Source organism: Streptomyces sp. B21-083 (assembly GCF_036898825.1).
In the GTDB taxonomy this organism is placed as follows: domain Bacteria; phylum Actinomycetota; class Actinomycetes; order Streptomycetales; family Streptomycetaceae; genus Streptomyces.
In genome coordinates this window covers 5,232,748-5,250,504 of sequence record NZ_JARUND010000001.1, presented here as the reverse complement: position 1 = coordinate 5,250,504, position 17,757 = coordinate 5,232,748, and the positions used below count along the sequence as shown (strand labels likewise).

Here is a 17,757-nt window from a genome sequence, read left to right as displayed (position 1 = left end):
ATCGGCCTGGACACCCGAACCCCCCTTCCGCTCCCCCCGATGCGTCCTGAGCCAGCACCCCCGCTGCCGCGACGCCGAACCCCGCGACACCGGCGTACCCGGCGTGCACTACCTGGTGTGCACCTGCGCCTGCCACCACCCGACACCGGCCATGACCGACACAAGGGGGTGTCCAACGTGATGTCGTGACACGGGTACCGCAGAGGAACGACGAAGCGGTCCAGGTTCAGGAAGGTGCCCTCAGCGCGTCCACCGGTTCCATGCGGGCGGCCCGTAGCGACGGGTAGAGGCCGGCGAGGAGGCCGACCAACGCTCCGGCGACGGGGGCGCCGAAGGCCAGGTTCATGTTCAGGACCGGGGTCCACTCCTTGACGACGGCCACGCCCACCACGACCGCGATGCCCAGGGCCGCGCCGACGATGCCACCGAGCAGGCCGATCGTCGTCGACTCGAGGAGGAACTGGGCGGCCACCTGGCGTCTTGACGCGCCCAGTGCTCGTCGTAGGCCGATCTCGCCGACCCTTTCCATCACGGTCACCAGGGTGACGTTGGCGATGCCGATCGCGCCCACCACGAGCGAGACCAGGCCGAGGACGAGGAAGAGGCCGTTGACGTCGCTCTGGACGCCGTCGCGGGCCTTGGACAGGTCGGCCGGGGCCACGACGGTGAGGGATTTCTCCTGGCCGGGGGCGAGGGCGATCGGCGCCTGGCGTGCCACCTGCTGGGCGGCGCCCATCGCGGTGTTGATGAGTACGCGGGTGACGTCCTGGAGGCCCAGGCGGTCCGCTGCGGTGGTGGGCGGAAGGATGACGGCGGTGGACAGTCGCTGTTCGCGCCGGATGCCGCCGAGGATGCCGATGACGGTGTACGACTGGCCCTGGAAGAAGATCGCCGGGGAGTCCTGCACCCGGCTGATGCCCAGCAGCCGTGCCGCCTGGTCGCCGAGGACCGCCACCTGGGCCCGGCGGGCGATGTCACCGGCGTCGTAGAACCGTCCCGAGGTCATCGCGCCGCGTACCCCGGCGGGCAGGGCGGCCGAGGCGGCGACCACGGCCAGGGTCTGGCCGGAGATGTCGCCCGGCGCCTTCACGTCGTTGGACCGCACCTGGACGCTGTTGGTCAGCGGGGAGTCGGCGAGAGCGGCGGCCGAGTCCACGCCGGCGAGACGGCGGACCGCGTCGGTCCCCGACCAGTCCACCAGGGGTCCGTCGTCCGAGCCGGCCGGTGCGGACGGCACCGTCACGGTCACCGAGGTGGCGGTCAGGGCGTCGAACCGGCCGACGATCTGGTTGCCCGCGGTGGACGCCACCCCGATGGTGATGACCAGCGTGGTGATGCCGAGGACTGTGCCGAGGGTGGTCAGGGCGGAGCGTACGGGGCGGGCCAGGACACCGGCGAGAGCTTCCGTCCACAGGTCCCGGAGGTCCATCCAGGGGCGTTCGATGCGCGTCCCGGACGGTGTCGCCCTCGCCCTCGTGGCCGCCCGCGTCGCGCGTTTCACTCGGTCTCCAGGGTGAGGCGGCCGTCGGTGATGCGGACGCGCTGGCCCGCGCGGCGGCTGACCGTCTCGTCATGGGTGATCAGCACCAGGGTCATGCCCTGAGCGCACAGGTCGTCGAAGAGTTCCAGCACGGACAGGGTGTTCTCGCTGTCCAGGTTGCCGGTGGGCTCGTCGCAGAGCAGCAGCGCCGGATCGCTGATCAACGCCCGTGCGATGGCGACGCGTTGACGCTCGCCGCCGGAGAGCCGGTCGGGCCGGAAACCCGACCGGTGCCCGAGCCCGACCCGGTCCAGCGCCTCCCGGGCGCGGGCCAGGCGGGTGCCGCGTCCGAGCCCGGGGCGTGGCCTGCGGTAGGCCTCGGCCAGCATGACGTTCTCGTCGACGGTGCGGTACGGGAGGAGGTGGAAGGACTGGAAGACGAACCCGATGCGGCTGCCGCGCAGCGCGGTGCGTTCGAGGTCACCGAGGCCGGTCGTCTCGACGCCGTCGAGCCGGTACGTACCCGCCGTGGGCCGGTCGAGCAGGCCGAGCGTGTTGAGCAGCGTCGACTTGCCGGAACCGGACGGGCCGACGATGGAGAGATGCTCCCCGCGCCGCACGGTCAGACGCACGCCGCGCAGTGCGTGCACAGGGGGTTCGGAGTCGAACGTACGCTCCACATCGGTGAGTTCGATGACGGCGTCCGGGTCGGAGGTCACTCGCCCACCACCACCTTGTCGCCCTGCTCCAGTGTGCCGCCGGTCGGCTTCACCTCGACGAGACCTGCCGCGGAGAGCCCGACGGTGACATGGACGTCGCTGAGCTTTCCGCCGCGCTCGACCTGCACCCGGACCTTTCCGTCCGACGAGGTACGGATCGCGGCGAGCGGTACGACCAGCACCTTTCCGTCCGAGGCACCGATCTTGATGGTCACCTTCACCGCAGCCTCGGCCTCGTCGGCCAGTTCACCGGAGCTGGGCACGGAGATCCGCAGCTGGACCGGGGCCGAGGCGTTGCCGGAGGAGGCGTCGGCGGCTTCGGTCCCGGTGTCCTGCGACGTGGTCCCGGCGGACCCTTCGCCGGTTTCGCCCGCCCCGTCCGTCCCGCCGTCGCCCGTTGTCGAGGGCGCGGCGTCGGCGCCGAGCGCGGACACCTTGCCCGCCGCCTTCTTGCCGTCCGTCGTCGTCAGCTCGACAGCCATGCCCTTCCTGAGCAGTTGTGCGTCCGAGCCGGGGACGACCGCCTGGACCTCGAGGTCGGAGCTGGTCACGGTGCCGATCGGGCCGGACGCGCTGTCCCCCGTCTTCACCGTCACCTTGTTCAGCCGTACGGGCAGCTTCGGGAAGAAGACGACCTCGCCGGCCGGGACCTTCGTCCCGTAGGACGCCTGGAAGGTGCTGAGGGCGGTGTTCGCCATGTCCAGCGACTTCTTCGCGGAGTCCAGCTGGAGCTGGTGGATCCGCGCGTCGGTGCTCGACTGGGGGCTGGGTGTACTCGTACCGCCGCCCGCGCCCGTCTCCGTAGCCGGCGCCCCGCCCGACTCCGTACCCGACCCCGTACCGTCTGCGCTGTTGGTGGTGAGCAGCGCCTGTTGGGCGGCGGACACCGCCTGCTGGAGCTGGCCCAGTTGCTGCTGGTCCTCCGCGCTGGGCTTCTGCGCCTCGTACCCCTTGCTCGTGTACCAGTTGGCGACCGCTGTCGCGGTGCCCTTGCGGTAGTTGCCGCTGATCGAGCCGGGGTCGAAACCGAGCCGCCGCAGCGCGCTCTGGAGCTGCTTCACATCGTCACCGGAGGCACCCGGGCCCAGGGCGCGGTACATCGGTACGTTTCCGCTCAGCGCGAGCACCGGACGGCCGTTGACCGCCATCAGTACGTCGCCCTCCTTGACCTCGGTACCGGCGACCGGCGCCTTGGTGATCCGCTGCTCCGCGCCCTCGCCGCCCACGGCCGAGGACGCCCCGGTGCCGACGGAGCCGGCCAGCGCGAGCGGGCGCGGCGAGGCGAACTCGACGGACCCCGATGCCACCACGGTCGCGGTGAGGGACTGGCGTTGGACGGCGACGGTCACCGGGCCGGCCTTCGGCGCGGTGTGCGCGGCGGCGGCGTCGGCGGGCGAGCGCACCTGCGTACCGGCGATCCAGCCGCCCGCGCCGACCAGGACCACCGCGCCGACCAGCGCGCCCAGTTGCTTGCGACTGTTGAGTCGGCTCACGCGTTGTCCCCCCAGTACGGGTGGGCCTTCTGCTTGGGGAAGTACGCGGCCCGGAACTTCTTGCCGCACTCCAGGTCCTTCAGCGAGAGGTCGATCTCCTTGGTGAGCAGCGGCAGCGCCTCCTCCTTGGTCAGGTTGAAGTGGTCCTCCGAGACCTCCTGGTTCAGCCGCACCATGTCGGGCATGCCGGTCGGCTGGGTGGTGGTGACCGGAATCCCCTGGCCCTTCAGGCAGGCGGCGAACTCCTGTGCCAGCTGGACCAGTTGAGTGTCACCGTTGAGCGCGAGACCGTTCGCGCGGTTCTCCTCCACCTTGGCGTCCCACGCCTTCTTCTCCTCCTCGGCGCTCAGGGCCGGTCCGTTCGCCGCCACCGAGCCCGCCAGTTCGCAGCCACCGAGTTTCTCCTCCGCCTTGCTCTTGGCCGGGGGGCCCACCAGTGCCGCCTCGTACGCCTTCTTCTGGGCGTCGGTGAACCCCTTCTCGTCGTTGTCGACGGGGTCGAGGACCTTGCCTCTCTGCCTGCCTCCCGCGTTGCCGAAGGGGGCCTTGGGGTCGTCGGGGTAGACGGCTGCCGCGTAGTTGCCGAACCCGTACTTCCCCCGGACCTTCTTCCCCGCCTCGTAGTCCTCCGCTTCGAGCCCGGCGACGGTTTCGTCCGCGCCCGGCGCCCCCACGTGCGGCGTGTAGGTGAAGCCCTGCTTCTTCATGCAGGCCGCGATGGCGTTCTCCGTGATGTACAGCTTCTTTGTGTCGTCGTCCGCGTCGTCCGGGACGTTGAGCTGTACCGCCCCGTCGGCGTTCGTCGTACTGTCGTTCGCCGCGTTCGCGCCACTCGCGGACGTGGAGCCGTTGCCCGTGTCGGACTTGTCGTCCGAACCGCCGCAGGCGGCCAGGATCGGCAGCAGGCCGATCGCCAGGACGGTGGCCACGGAAACGCGGAGCCTCTTCGGCATGCTCGTGCTCGTTTGTGCGGTCATGGTGGTTCAGGCTGGAGGCGCGGTGTGATGGCAACTGGCCCGGAGTGTGATCAAACGGCAACAGCCGCACCGTCGGTGACGGGACGTCAGAGCGGGGCAGCTGTCCGCGAATATGTGATCGTCCCGTAACAGCCCTGGTCCGGCCTGCGGTTGTACGGATACTGAGCACATGCCACGTGTCCTGCTGATCGAAGACGACCGCGCCGTACGGGAGGGCGTCCAACTCGCCCTGCGCCGCCAGGGGCACGAGGTCGCCGCCGCCGGGACGGGTGAGGACGGACTGTCCCAGCTGCGGTCGTTCCGGCCGGACGTCGTGGTCCTCGACCTGATGCTGCCCGGCATGTCCGGGCTCGACGTGTGCCGCCACATCCGCACCGCCGACGACCAGGTACCGATCATCATGGCGACCGCCCGGGGCGACGACGTGGACATCGTGGTCGGACTCGAAGCGGGAGCCGACGACTACGTGGTCAAGCCGGTCCAAGCCCGGGTACTCGAAGCCCGTATCCGTGCCGTCCTGCGCCGGGTCGGCGGCACCCCCGCCGACGGAGCCGTGCCGAAGACCGAGACCCACGGTGAACTGGCCATCGACCGGGCCGCGTTGACCGTCACCCACCAGGGCGCACCGGTCACCCTCGCCCCCTCCGAACTACGGCTCCTGTTGACCCTCTCGGCCTCGCCCGGCCAGGTGTTCAGCCGACAGCAACTCCTGCAGGCGGTCTGGGAACACAGCTATCACGGAGACTCACGGCTGGTGGACGCCTGCGTCAAACGGCTGCGCACCAAGATGGGCGAACCCCCGGGTCAGCCGCGCTACATCCAGACCGTGCGCGGCTTCGGCTACCAGTTCAGGGCCCGGTGAAGGCGCCACGGCTGCTTCGGGGCCTGCGTGGCCGGCTGCTGGTGGCCTTTCTGCTGGTCGCCGCCGTCGCCACCCTGACCACCGGCGCCCTGACCTTCCGGGAGGCGCGCAACGGCGTACTCCAGCAGAGCCAGGACGGGGTGATCGGGCAGTTCCGCGACCATGTCAACGCCCTCACCGCCGACCTTGACCCCTTTCCGCCGGATCAGGATCAACTGGACGCGTTCGCCGTACGGTTGGCGAACTCCGAACCGTCGAAGAACTGGCGTGTGCTGGCCCTCTACGGCGACCTGAGCGCCACCTCCGCACCGGGGGACCGGTTCGACGAGCTGACGTCCGCCATGCGCGAGGCCGTGGCCTCCGAGGGCGAGACCGTCTTCCAGCGGGTGACGACGGCCGGCCGCCCCGCACTCGTCGTCGGCCTGCCGGTCACCTTCGGCACCGCGCAGCAGCCCACGTCCGACCTGTCCGGCCTGCGCGTCTTCCTGACAGTGCCGCAGACCAACGAACGGGCCTACGTCCAGGCACTGGTCCCCGCCGTCGAGCGGGCCACGGTTCCCGCGCTGGCCGTCGCCGTCCTGCTCGCGCTGCTGGCCGCCCGAGGCGTACTGCGGCCGGTACGGGAGCTGCGCCGGGCCACTCGCAGCGTCGCCGAGGGGCACCTCGACACCCGGCTCGCGGTCAACGGTTCCGACGAACTCGCCGACCTCTCCCACACGTTCAACGAGACCGCCGCCGCCCTGGAGGAGTCGGTGGCCGAACTGCGGCGCATGGAGGCACGCGCGCGCCGCTTCGCCGCCGACGTGTCGCACGAACTGCGCACCCCGCTGGCCGCGATGACGGCGGTCACCGACATCCTCGACGAGGACGCGGCCCGACTCGACCCGGACACCGCCACCGCCGTACGGCTCATCAGCGAGGAAACGGTCAAGCTGGCCCGCCTGGTCGAGGACCTGATGGAGATCTCCCGCTTCGACGCGGGCGCGGCGAGCCTGCACCTGGACGAGATCGACCTCGCCGACTCCGTACAGCGCACCCTCGCCTCCCGCGCCTGGCTGGACACGGTCGACATCCGGCTCCCGCCGCCCGGCACACTCCGGGGCAGCCTCGACCCGCGCCGCCTGGACGTGATCGTCGCGAACCTCGTCGGCAACGCACTCCGCCACGGCGGGCGCCCCGTACAGCTGAACCTCTACGCGTGGGAACACCCGGACGACGGGCGGCGGGTGGTCATCGAGGTGCGGGACAGTGGGCCGGGCATTCCCGAAAGTGTCCTGCCCCATGTCTTCGACCGCTTCTACAAGTCGGACTCGGCCCGCACCAGAACCGAGGGCAGCGGCCTCGGCCTCGCCATCACCTCGGAGAACGTCCACCTGCACGGCGGCACCATCGAGGCGGCGAACGGTGCGCACGGCGGCGCCGTCTTCACCGTCGAACTCCCGCTGCGACGGGACGAGTCGGTCCCCGAGGAGAGCACCTCATGAACCCGGCCCAGGTCCATCGGCCCGTGCTGCTTGTCGCGGCGGCGCTTCTGCTCGGTGGCTGCGGTATCCCGACCACCGGGGTGGTGGGGTCGGGAGACCCCGCGACCGGTGTCCGGTCGACCGCGACCGTCTACCTCCCGGGGAAGCTCGGCCTGATCAGGGCCCTGCGCCGGGTTCCTCAGCGGGTCGACGCCGTGGCGGCGGTCAAACTGGTGTTTCAGGGCCCGAGCAAAGCGGAGCGGGAGGCGGGCGTGGTCGGGCTGTTGCCGAAGCCGGAGAAGGATCCGGTGGTTCGGACCGATGGCACCAGGGTGACGGTCGAACTGCGCTTCGACGATCGACCGGAGTACGCCGCAGCCGCCGACGCACTGAGCGCGTTGGGCCTCGAGCCGCTGGCCTGCACGCTCCTCGACGCCCGCCAGGCCGAGGACCCGGACGTCGAATCGGTGGAGGTGGTCGTCAAGGCCACCACGAAAGTCGTCGAGAGACAGTGGACCGCCGAGGGGAACAACGCGGTCTGCGCCAAATCGGTCCCGTTCTCCGCCGCCACGCCTTGGCCCAGAACAGGAGACCAGGCCTAGCAGTTGGCCTGGCAGGAAAGCAGGGGCGTGCGCACGGTGTGCCCACGACCCTGCCCACGCCTCTGCCCACGCCCACTGGAAAACTGATGGAGGTCCGGCTGGTCGCCCTCAGTTCCTGACCGTCAGATAGAGCCAGCCGCTCCAAGTGCTCACGTTCGTGGTGTCCTTGGCGCTCCGGACGTACTCCGCCCGCACCCGGAACTTCTGGTTCACCGCGTTGGTGAGGCTGAGCTGTGTCGCGGCCACGCTGTTCGGCGACAGTGTGAAGCAGGGGGACGTGGTGAGGGTGCGCCAGGCGCCGCTGTAGTACTCCTGGGCCTGGAACACCGCGCACTGGCCCGACTTGTTCGGGGTCACCGTGGCCGCCACCTGCGGCTTCGCCGTGTGGTGGTAGACGCGGTACGGGACGCCGCTGTACGTCACGTTCCCGTAGTACCCGCCGAGTGTCGTCGCGACCTTGACCTGGTCGTTCACCGTCCGCGTCGCCGACGTCGGGGCGTAGCGGTAGTCGCCCCCGAAGGATGCGGTGAACGTCGTGTTGTGGGTCAGCTTGTACGTGGCCCTCAGGTTGCCGCTGCTGTCCACGGTCGCCGTCCTGACCAGCGTCTTCGTGCCGCCCGCCGGTGTCGCCCAGATCGACACCGTCCGGCTGTCGTACGTCGCGCCCAGGTGCGCCGTGACCGTCGCCGTCGCCCCGTACGTGTAGGTCGACGTGTTCGTCGCCACCGAGACCGTCGTCGCGACCCGCGACACCTGAACGATCGCCGACGCCGTCGCCGCCTGGTGCGAGGCGTCCCCCGGATAGCTGACCGTGTAGGTGTTCGCGCCGCCGATCGACGGCGTGTCCTTGATCGTCAGCTTGCCGTCCGCGCCTACAACAGCCGTCCAGTGCACGGGAGTTGTGGTGTGTCCCGCGTCCGTCCGGGTCACCGTCACCGTCTCGCCGCTCGTGTACGGGGCGTCGGTCAGCGCGCCGCTGAAGCCGAGCGCTGCGCCCCGCGTCGCTGTCGCCGGGGCCTTCAGGGTCAGGGCCGGGGTGTACGGGGAGACCTGGATGGTCGCGTCCGAGGTCGTCGCCTCGTGCGTCGCGTCGCCCGCGTAGGCAAGGTGGTAGGTGAACCTGCCGACGGCGTTCGGGGCGTCCGTCACCTTGAACTCCGTTGTCGCCGGGTCGACTTGGACCGGCGGGAGTTCTGTCGTCTGCTGCGTGTCCTCGTTCGTCCTGCTGACCTGGACACTCGTGCCCTCGGGCAGGCTGCCCACGTTCCCGGAGCTGGTCAGCGAGCCGGTCAACGCGACCGCGCCCGGCTTCGCCGACGTCACGTCGGGGAACGGGATGGTCGTCGACAGCTTCGCCACGTGCACCGTCAGTGACGCCGTCGACGGGCGGTGCGTCGCGTCGCCGGGGTACGTCACCCCGTACGTGTACGCGCCCGCGTCCTGGCGGGTGTCCGTGACGGCGAACGTGCCGTCCTTCCCGACCCTGGCCGTGGCGTCGGGCACCGGCTCGCCGTCCCGGGTCACCTGGAGGGCCGCGCCGGCCGGCACCCAGCCCTCCGTGCTCAGGGTTCCGGTGAACCGGAACTGCTGCGTCGGGACCGCGTACTGCGGGCCGTTCAGGGCCAGTTGGGTGTCCGCGAGTTTGGCGGTGGGCAGGACGTCGAGGGTGTAGGTGCCCGTCGAGTCCTTCGTGACCGCGTACAGCGTCACGCCGTCGGAGGACCACTTCAGGCCGTCCGGGGCCACGGTGGTGCCGGTCGGGAAGGTGACCCGGTTCTCGGCGCTGTTCGAACCGGCGTACAGGTACAGGCCCGCCGCCGAGCCCGAGGTCGAGCCCACGGCGATCGTGCCGTCCGTGTCCGCCGCCACGGAGTTCGGAGCGGAGTTCACGCCGCCCGTGTAGTAGACGGGAGGGGCGGCGGCCAGTAGGTCCGTGGTGCCGTACACCTGAAGGGCCGGCTGTTGCGGGGCGGCGAGCAGGAGTTGGGTGCCGTCCGCCGTCACCTGAAGGCCCGTTGCCGTACCGCCGTAGACGAAGGTGTTGGCCTTGGTCGTCGCCGTTCCGGAGGAGACGTCGAAGGTGGCCACGTGACTGAGGCTCTGCTGCGGCGCCTCGGCGGCGAGGACGCCGCCGCCCGTGGCGAGGAGCGGGGCCACCGACCAACTGCCCATCGTGGGCTGGGGCATTGCCGCCGGGGCCGGGGCCGTCGGGTCCACCGAACCGATGACCCCCTTGCCGTCCGCCGCCGGGTCCGTGCCGCCGTACCAGACCTTGCCGCCCGCGACCGCCACCGAGACCGGGGCGCTGCCCGTTCCGGTCGGGACGCGGGTCGTCTCGGTCAGTGTCGTCGTGTCGATCGCGGCGAGCGCGTCGCCGTCCTTCAGGGCCGCGTAGAGCGTGCCGCCGTCGGGTGACAGGGCCAGGCCTGTGGCGCCCTGTTCGCCGTTGACGGTGGCCACCGGGGCGCCGGACAGGTCGGTCACCACGATGCCGGTCGTGCCCGCGCCCTGGCTGAAGTAGAGATGCTGGTGAGCGGTGTCGACCAGCATGTGCGCGTACTGGGACAGCGGCAGCGTCGTGGCCGTGCTGTCCGCCCAGGCGGTGGAGGCCGTGAGACCGACGAGTCCGGTCAGTCCGGCGGTGGCGGCCGTCACCCCCGCGACGACCGATATCGCCGTCGTGTAGGAGAGGGAGACCGGCTTGGGACGGCGGCGCATGGAGCTCCTGTGGCAAGAATGGGGAACACGCAGGTCGGACCTTAACGCCTCCTGCTGACACAACTGCCGGAAAGGGACGTTCCCCGCCCATGAATCCGGTAAGAGCCTCGCGTCGCTCCCCACGCGCGGCCCGGCCCCCTGCCCGGCCTGCGCCGGCTAATGCCGGTGGCGGGACACGTTCTGTCGCGGCGGCAGGGTCAATGTGATTTGTCGGACAAGTTGCTGGAAGCACGCCAGGGACGCAACGGCAGGCAGGGCGGCTTCGGCGATACCGGTGAAGCTTTTCTCGGCCTGACTCACGCACAGCATGATCGCGACAGAGGAAAACGTCAGAACGAGGAGCCATGAGTGCAAAGCTCGGCGCTGATGCAAGGCGGTGCGCAAGATGGAAAGAGAGGAAACAATCCAGGGGCCATACACGAGAAAAGGCCACCAGATAAGTCTCACGCCCTTTGCACCTGCCGGGACGTGCTGCAGAGGTTCGTAGGCCGCCATTCCGCCGAAGACGCTGACCATCGCCACGATGACGGCAACAAACGCGGCGATCACAAAGCTGCCGGTCCGCAGCCACGTGAAGCGACGTTTGCGGCCTGGAATCTTCCGATGCCCGGCAGAAGAACGTCTGATGGCCGGCAACTCCGCTGTGATCTGTTCCAGATTCCCCACCCGGTCGGTGAAGTCGACGCCGGATGGCGGCTCTCTGTGCGGCGGCGACACGACCGTCGTGCGTTCCGTCGGCACGGCATCCTGCAGGATCTGGGCAAGTTCCTCGACCGGGTCCCACTCTTTGTCAGCATTTGGGTTGTAGAGGGTCCCCGGATGCAGGGCATCGACAGGACTTCCGTTCCGGCCGGTGCCCGACCCGAAAGGGTATGCGTCGGAATACCATTCACGCCGCGTGAACGAGAGATCCGCATGCTCGCGATTCACGGTAATTCCCCCCGGTCACACTCGATCTGCGGGGCGGTCAGACGTCCTCTGCCCGCCCCACCGTAGATTGAGTTCCGCCTGTGCCGCATCCAACAGCGTGAGGAACTCGGTGAGCAGCGACTCAGTGACTCGGTTTTCGACCTCTGCACCGCCCCCGTGCAGGACGCCACGAACTCCGTGTGCCGGGTGCGCCGCGCCAGGCGTGTAAGCGTATCTCCCCACCGTCACATCACTTGCTGTGGGCAGATTTTCCGTCTTCACACCGCGACGAGGCAAGTCGAGGGGAATTGGTTTCGTCATGTCACGCTAACGCCGCGCCTACTCCTCCAGTTGCGTAGCAAAAGAGTGACAGGAGCGCAGGGGAATCGTTGATGAGAACGTTTTTTAATTTGTGTAATTCGCGCCCCGCTCAGCACGTGATGAGTCGAGCGTGTTGTCATGAAAAAAAATCAGTCACCCGGCGCAGAGGACCGTGCACACCGGACACGGAGCGGACGGACGGTCCTTCTGCCTACTTGACGGTCCGGTACGCCCGGTAAATCGTCTGCTTCAGGGTGTTGCCGGACGCGTCCGTGAGGGACACGCGCAGGGAGACCGTGCCCGCCTTCGCCGGTTGGTGCAGGTCCACGCGCTTGCCGGCGATCGCCTTCGCGGGGTGCCAGGTCCGGCCGTCGTCGTACGAGACGGAGAAGGCCAGCTTGCGGGCGGTGCGCGCGGTGGCAGCACCCTCGACCGTGAACGGCACCGAGAAACGCGTACCCGCCTTGGCCGTGCTCGCCGTGCTCAGCCTGGGCGTGAAGCGGACCACCGACAGCGGCAGCCGCTGCCCGACACCGGTGACGTGCGCGGAGGTGAAGGTCCACTCGGCGGTGACCCGGGTGGAGACCGGCGAGAGGGAGGAGGGCCGGGAGACATCCGTGGTGAGGCGGAACGCCCGCTTGGCGGCGGGGAGTTCGGACGAGACGCCGGCCAGGTCCGTGTTCTCGGCGAAGATCTTCTCGCCGCCCGCGTACAGGGTGCTCCTCGCGTGGCTGTAGCGGGAGTCGCCCACATGGCCGGCGCCGTCGGAGAACAGGGGGAGGTAGGCCATGAGCGTGTCGCCGAAACGGACAGCGCCGGGACGGTCCTTGCCGTTCGTCAGCGGGCCCGTGAGATGCGGGCCGAAGACGCCGGTGTTGAAGCGCAGGTTGTACTGCTTGCCCGCGCTGTACGAGCGGGGCTCCGCGGTCCACTGCGAGGCGTCCCACATCGGTTCGCCGTCCGCGTCCTTGCCGCCGTACTGCGAGACGGAGTACCGCCACTTCACGCCCGGCAGGACGTAGTCGGTGAAGGCGCCCGGCAGGGAGCGGGAGTCCGGGTTGAAGTCGAGCCAGAAACCGTCGCCCGGTGTGATCGGCGCGGCTACGAGCGTCGCCGTCTTGCCCTTGACGGGCGTACCGGCGGCGATCGTGACCTTAGCGAACCGCTCACGCTTCAGGTTCGCGGTGAAGCCCGACAGATCGCCGGTACGGTTCCAGGCCGGCCGGTAGTGCGTGGCGCCGTGCGTCCAGGTGCCGTTGTACTGCGCGAACGCCTCACTCGCCGGGACCCGGCCGCCCAACTGGCCGACGCGCAGGTCGCGGAAGGTGCCCATGTCGTACGTGGAGACGCTGCGGGTCGTGCCGATGTCGATGCCGACGTTGAGTGTGGCGTCGGTGCGCCGGGCCGCGCTGTCCGGCACGGTGATCCGGACCGGCTTGGCCCTGCGGGCGTCCATGACGAGGGTGGTGTCCCGGGTGAGCGCGAACTTCGGGTTCAGGAGGAGGGCCAGTTCCCCGGCGTCGGGGTCCCCGCCCGTGTCGATCCGGCCTTCGAGGCTGTAACGGCCCCTGGGCAGCCGCACGGTGAACTCGCCGTCCGTGTCGTCGGAGTAGTCCTGCCAGATGTTGTTGTCCAGGCCCTGCACCCCGGTCTCGGAACGCCCGGCGGGCTTGCCCCGCAGGTCGAGGTGCTTGACCGTCAGGTTGTACGACTCGATCTCGCGGTGTACGCCGATGCCGGTCCGTACGGTGGTGCCGGCCCCGTCCGTGGCGACGAGCGCGCCGCCGAACGAACCGTCGGCCGTGCCCGCACTGCTGTCACCGGTGACCTGGGCGGTCGCCGTGCCGCCCGCCGGGACGGTGAGTTGCTTCGCCGAGACCTCGAACATGCCCTCGGCGGCGGGCTTTCCGTCCTCGCCGTACGCCTCGGTGGTCAGGTCGAGGGTGAGGGGGCGGTCGCCGTCGTTGCGGTAGGTGACGGTCTTCGTGACCGGCCGGTCGTCGGTGTGCGGCCACTGCTGGGCGGGGAAACCGACGGTGGCCGGGGTGGTGGTGAGCTGCTGGTCGAGGGCCCGGGGGATGTCCGTACGGCCCGTGCCCTGCGCGAACGCCGAGACACCGGCGGTGGGCTTCGCGGAGGCGGTGAGCGCGGCCTTGATGCGCTCGCCGGTCCAGTCGGGGTGGCGCTGGGCGAGGATCGCGGCGGCGCCCGCTACATGCGGGGTCGCCATCGACGTACCGCTCATCGAGACGTAACCGTCGGCGGCCGGGTCGCCGTCCGTGCCCTCGGCGGCCTTCGCGGCGACGATGTCGACGCCGGGTGCGGTGAGGTCGGGCTTGAGGGAACCGTCCGCCGTCGGGCCCCGGCTGGAGAACTCGGCCATGGCGTCGGTACGGTCCACCGCGCCCACGGTGAGTGCGGCGGCGGCGCTGCCCGGCGATCCGACGGTGCCGGCGGCGGGGCCCTCGTTGCCGGCCGCGATCACGAAGAGGGCGCCCGAGGAGGCGGACAGCTCGTTCACCGCCTGTTCGAGAGGGTCGTCACCGGGGCTGTCGGGGCCGCCCAGGCTCAGGTTGATGACCTTGGCGCCCTGGGCGACGGCCCACTGCGCGCCGGCGATGATGCCGGACTCCTCGCCGGAGCCGCTGTCGTCGAGCACCTTGCCGCTGATCAGCCGGGCGCCCGGCGCGACCCCCTTGTACTTCCCCCCGGAGTGCGCGCCGGACCCCGCGACGGTGGACGCCACGTGCGTGCCGTGACCCACCCGGTCGACGGTGTCCGCCGCCTCGGAGAAGTTCTTCGCCGCGTCGATACGGCCCCGCAGATCCGGATGCGTGCCGTCGACCCCGGTGTCCAGGACGGCGACCTTGACGCCCTTGCCGTCGTAACCGGCCGCCCATGCCTCGGGGGCGCCGATCTGCGCGGTGCTTGTGTCGAGGGCCGCCTCGACCTTGCCGTCGAGCCAGATCTTCTCGACCCGGTCCGCGGCGGCCGACCTCGCCCGCGCCGACCCTCCGCTGCCGGTGAGCGTCTCCCACAGCGCGGCACCCTCGGACTTACGGGCCTTGAGCGCGTCCCCGTCGACGCTGGGCAGGTTCCGGCTCACCCGGGCACCGGCGGCGGACAGTGAACTCGGTGCGAGGGCACGTCCCTTGGCGTACGTCACGATCAGCGGCAGGTCGGGGCGGGCCGCGTCGTCGTACCCCCACTCGACCAGCTGCGTCACGTCGAACAGCCGCCGGTCGGCGGTGCCGTTCGCGAGGAGCCGCTCGGCGTCGCGGGGCACGACGTAGGTGCGGTCGCCGTTCCGCGCTATTCGGAAGGTGACGCCCTCCCGGCCCTTGCCGGCCCGCACTCCGGTGACCTGCCCGGTGGCGTCCAGAGTGACTCGGTCCCCGGTGACGAGGGTGACGGTCTTCGCCTTGCCCGTGGCGCCGGCCGTACCGCTGTCGGTCGGTGCGGCCTCGGATCCCGGGGCCCCGATCAGGGTCACGGTGAGGGCGGTGACGGTGAACAGGGCGAGAGCGGAAGCCTCACCTGTTCGCCTCTTTCGGTGATTCAAGACATACCTTTCATTCCGGCCTTTTGGGCACGGCAAAGCAGCCCGGCCGACGGGACAAGGAAAGAAACGATGAGGGGGAGGCTGCCCGGTGAGGGGAGGCTGCCTGGGCGACTGCTCAGACGAGCCGCTTACGACCCCAGAGGAAAAGGAACGCCACGACACCGGCCGTCAGGGCGAACAGGATCGACGCCCCGAACCACTGCATACCGTTCATCTGCGACATCGGCAGGTAGTCGACCGACCAGCCGACGACATCCGCCTTCTTCATGCACAGCTCACGCGCCTGGTCCGTCGCCTCGTTGCACGTGCCCCAGCCGAGAAGGTCCCCACCGCCCGTGAGATACGACTCGTCGAGCTGGTACGCGCCTTTGGGCAGCGACGGGAACGCGTCCTCGGCCACGACGCCCTTGTTGCTCGTGACCGTGATGACGTTGCCGAGCGACATCAGGAAGTGGCCCCAGACCAGCTGGACGAGGACGGAGAAACCGAAGGTCACCACCATGGCCATCAGCGTGCGCCGCAGCACCGCACCGATCGCCACCCCGCCGAACACGGAGAGGAGGGTGAGGGCGAAGGGCACCGGGCCCGTGTTGTTGAAGGCGTCGGTGGAGGTCCAGTCCAGGACCGTGACCTCGGACTTGACGGGGCTCCACCACCAGCCGAACACCGCCGACAGCGCGACCGTGCTCACCAGGACCACCAGCCCGGTCAGCGCCAGCTTCGTGGCGAGCCAGCGGGTCCGGCTCATGGACTGGGCCGCGACCAGCTTGGCCGTGCCGTTCTCCAGGTCGCCCGCGAGCAGCGGGGCGCCGAGGAAGACACCGAGCAGGACGGGTATCGCCTGGAGACCGAAGGCGACGGAGCTGAACGCGTCGTCGTACTGCTGGAAGGCGCCGTCCGCGTCGCTGAGGTCCTTGCCGGGATAGCCGTAGCCGTCGAGGAAGTCGACCAGCTGGCCGCGCTGGTAGACCATCCACGCGACGGAGAGCGCGGCTGCGGCGAGGATGGTCCAGAACGCGGCCCGGTGCTGGCGCCAGACCAACCAGGTCATACCGCTGAGACGGGGGCGCCGGGTGGCCTCCCTGGTGGTCGCTTCCCTGGTCGCGTTCATGGTCCCGTTCTTGCCGTCGCTCGTGGTGCCGGTCGAGGTGCGGGTGAAGGTGCTCATGCCGCCACCGTCCCGGTGCCGAACGCCTGACCCTGACCCTGGACCTGGGCGGTGGGGGTGATCAGGGGCGGTGCGTCGGGCGAGCGGAGATAGGAGAGCAGGAGTTCCTCCATGTTCGGGGCGTTCGTCTCGAAGGGGCCGGTGACCGGGCCCTCGGGGCGGATGAGCGCCGTGAACTGCCGTCCGCTGGTCCGGGACTCGACGAGGGTGTGGTGTCTGAGGCCGGCGGGCAGACCCTCGCCCTCCCTGGCCCCGGTGACCAGGGTGTGCACGGACATCAGCTCGTCCACGTCACCGGCGAGGCGTACTCCGCCGCCGGAGACGACGACGAGGTAGTCGCACACGTTCTCCAGTTCGGCCAGGACGTGGGTGGACATCAGTACGGTGGTGCCGCGCTCGGAGGCCTCGGCGAGGAGGGTGCCCATGACCTCGTGGCGCACGACCGGGTCGAGGTCCGACATCGGCTCGTCGAGCAGCAGCAGGTCGGGCCGCTTGCCGAAGGCGAGGGCGATGGATACGCGAGTGCGCTGGCCGCCGGACAGGGTGCTGATCTTCGCGCCGAAGGGCACGTTGCCCGCGCGGACGATGTCCTCGGCGGCGCGCTGGTCCCAGCCGGGGTTCAGTTCCCGGCCCAGGCGCAGGGTCTCCGCCACGGTGAAGCGGCGGAACAGCGGCTTCTCCTGGGCGAGGAACGCGGTGCGCCGGCCCGACTCCGCCGAGCCCGGCGCCTCGCCGAACAGGCTGATCGAGCCGTGCGTCGGCTGCAGGACATGGGCCGCGATGCTCAGCAGCGTGGTCTTGCCCGCGCCGTTGGGTCCGACCAGCCCGCAGATCCGGCCCGCCGGGAGCCGGAACGAGCAGTCCCGCAGCGCCCAGCCCCGCCGGTAGCGCATCCCCAGCCCGTACGCCTCAAGCGCCGGCTCCCCCGCGTACATACCGTCACTCACCTGTGCTCCTTGTTGTCGTGGCCCCCGTGGACCCCGTAGACGCTGTGGACCCCGTGGTCATGGCCCCCGTCACCGGCACGTTCCCGGCGGCGTACTGCTTCTCCATCGCCGACGCGACCAGCGCGGCGACGTCCTCCTGCTCCAGACCGGCCCCGGCCGCCTTCGACATCCAGGCCACCAGCTCCGCGTACAGCGGGGAGTCGGTGCCCGTCTCGGGGCGGCCGAGCGTGCGGCGTACGAAGGTGCCCTGGCCCGGTCGTGGTTCGACCAGGCCCTCGCGCTCCAGCTCGCGGTACGCCTTGAGGGTGGTGTTCGGGTTGACCGTGCTGACCTCCGCGACCTCCTTGGCGGTGGGCAGCCGGTCTCCCGGCACCAGTACGCCCAGCCGGAGGGCCTGCTTGGTCTGCTGCACGATCTGCTGGAAGGCGGGGACCCCGCTCCGCCTGTCGATCCGGAACTCCACGGCCACCACCACCTCCATCATCATTCCACTACTTGATTAGTGGAATGATGATGGAGGGGTGCGAGGGCGGTTG

13 protein-coding genes are annotated in these 17,757 nt (G+C 70.1%); 3 read left to right on the top strand and 10 right to left on the bottom strand.

The window, feature by feature from the left end; translation table 11 throughout:
- Positions 1-226: 226 nt before the first annotated feature.
- From QA861_RS23540 to QA861_RS23525, 4 genes are read right to left on the bottom strand one after another with little or no spacing between them, the layout of a single operon-like run.
- The gene (locus tag QA861_RS23540; protein WP_334590272.1) at positions 227-1,501 is read right to left on the bottom strand and encodes an ABC transporter permease; all 1,275 of its coding nucleotides are present in this window, start codon (positions 1,499-1,501) and stop codon (positions 227-229) included.
- Positions 1,498-2,199 carry an ABC transporter ATP-binding protein gene (locus QA861_RS23535; RefSeq protein WP_334590271.1) on the bottom strand — a complete coding sequence of 234 codons (702 nt, stop codon included), beginning with the start codon at positions 2,197-2,199 and terminating at the stop codon, positions 1,498-1,500. The genes QA861_RS23540 and QA861_RS23535 overlap by 4 nt, the downstream gene beginning before the upstream one ends.
- On the bottom strand, positions 2,196-3,692 hold the full coding sequence (locus tag QA861_RS23530; RefSeq protein ID WP_334590270.1) for a peptidoglycan-binding protein: 1,497 nt from the start codon (positions 3,690-3,692) through the stop codon (positions 2,196-2,198). The genes QA861_RS23535 and QA861_RS23530 overlap by 4 nt, the downstream gene beginning before the upstream one ends.
- Positions 3,689-4,645: a DcrB/PsbP domain-containing protein gene (locus QA861_RS23525; protein ID WP_334590269.1), complete on the bottom strand. Its 957-nt coding sequence runs from the start codon at positions 4,643-4,645 to the stop codon at positions 3,689-3,691. Before QA861_RS23525 ends, QA861_RS23530 begins: the two co-directional genes overlap by 4 nt.
- Before the next feature lie 193 nt (positions 4,646-4,838).
- On the opposite strand from QA861_RS23525, the gene QA861_RS23520 reads away from it, so the two are divergent.
- Genes QA861_RS23520 through QA861_RS23510 form a run of 3 tightly spaced genes read left to right on the top strand, consistent with a single transcriptional unit; the run spans position 4,839 to position 7,596 of the window.
- Positions 4,839-5,531, top strand: a complete 693-nt coding sequence (locus tag QA861_RS23520; protein ID WP_334590268.1) for a response regulator transcription factor — start codon at positions 4,839-4,841, stop codon at positions 5,529-5,531.
- Positions 5,528-7,015, top strand: coding sequence for an ATP-binding protein (locus QA861_RS23515; protein ID WP_334590267.1), 1,488 nt, complete (start codon positions 5,528-5,530; stop codon positions 7,013-7,015). Before QA861_RS23520 ends, QA861_RS23515 begins: the two co-directional genes overlap by 4 nt.
- Positions 7,012-7,596, top strand: a complete 585-nt coding sequence (locus QA861_RS23510; RefSeq protein WP_334590266.1) for a hypothetical protein — start codon at positions 7,012-7,014, stop codon at positions 7,594-7,596. Before QA861_RS23515 ends, QA861_RS23510 begins: the two co-directional genes overlap by 4 nt.
- A gap of 108 nt (positions 7,597-7,704) precedes the next feature.
- On the opposite strand, the gene QA861_RS23505 is transcribed toward QA861_RS23510, so the two are convergent.
- The 6 genes from QA861_RS23505 to QA861_RS23480 form a co-directional block, all read right to left on the bottom strand.
- Positions 7,705-10,314 (bottom strand): hypothetical protein, encoded by a 2,610-nt coding sequence (locus tag QA861_RS23505; RefSeq protein ID WP_334590265.1) that lies wholly within the window; start codon positions 10,312-10,314, stop codon positions 7,705-7,707.
- Positions 10,315-10,470: 156 nt separating this feature from the next.
- Positions 10,471-11,244, bottom strand: coding sequence for a DUF2637 domain-containing protein (locus tag QA861_RS23500; RefSeq protein WP_334590264.1), 774 nt, complete (start codon positions 11,242-11,244; stop codon positions 10,471-10,473).
- 511 nt (positions 11,245-11,755) lie between these two features.
- Entirely contained in the window at positions 11,756-15,106 is a 3,351-nt protein-coding gene (locus QA861_RS23495) for a S8 family peptidase (RefSeq protein ID WP_334590263.1), read from the bottom strand.
- 115 nt (positions 15,107-15,221) lie between these two features.
- Positions 15,222-16,274: an ABC-2 membrane transporter-related protein gene (locus QA861_RS23490; RefSeq protein WP_334590262.1), complete on the bottom strand. Its 1,053-nt coding sequence runs from the start codon at positions 16,272-16,274 to the stop codon at positions 15,222-15,224.
- A complete protein-coding gene (locus QA861_RS23485; protein ID WP_334590672.1) occupies positions 16,271-17,209 on the bottom strand; it encodes an ABC transporter ATP-binding protein in 939 nt (312 codons plus the stop codon). The genes QA861_RS23490 and QA861_RS23485 overlap by 4 nt, the downstream gene beginning before the upstream one ends.
- A gap of 4 nt (positions 17,210-17,213) precedes the next feature.
- Entirely contained in the window at positions 17,214-17,708 is a 495-nt protein-coding gene (locus tag QA861_RS23480; protein ID WP_334590261.1) for a GntR family transcriptional regulator, read from the bottom strand.
- Positions 17,709-17,757: the final 49 nt, after the last annotated feature.

Bases quoted from the DNA above. Each gene is read 5' to 3' on its own strand.
- QA861_RS23525 (WP_334590269.1), bottom strand. From the start codon at position 4,645: ATGCCGAAGAGGCTCCGCGTTTCCGTGGCCACCGTCCTGGCGATCGGC.
- QA861_RS23520 (WP_334590268.1), top strand. From the start codon at position 4,839: ATGCCACGTGTCCTGCTGATCGAAGACGACCGCGCCGTACGGGAGGGC.
- QA861_RS23510 (WP_334590266.1), top strand. From the start codon at position 7,012: ATGAACCCGGCCCAGGTCCATCGGCCCGTGCTGCTTGTCGCGGCGGCG.
- QA861_RS23505 (WP_334590265.1), bottom strand. From the start codon at position 10,314: ATGCGCCGCCGTCCCAAGCCGGTCTCCCTCTCCTACACGACGGCGATA.
- QA861_RS23490 (WP_334590262.1), bottom strand. From the start codon at position 16,274: ATGAGCACCTTCACCCGCACCTCGACCGGCACCACGAGCGACGGCAAG.
- QA861_RS23485 (WP_334590672.1), bottom strand. From the start codon at position 17,209: ATGTACGCGGGGGAGCCGGCGCTTGAGGCGTACGGGCTGGGGATGCGC.
- QA861_RS23480 (WP_334590261.1), bottom strand. From the start codon at position 17,708: ATGATGATGGAGGTGGTGGTGGCCGTGGAGTTCCGGATCGACAGGCGG.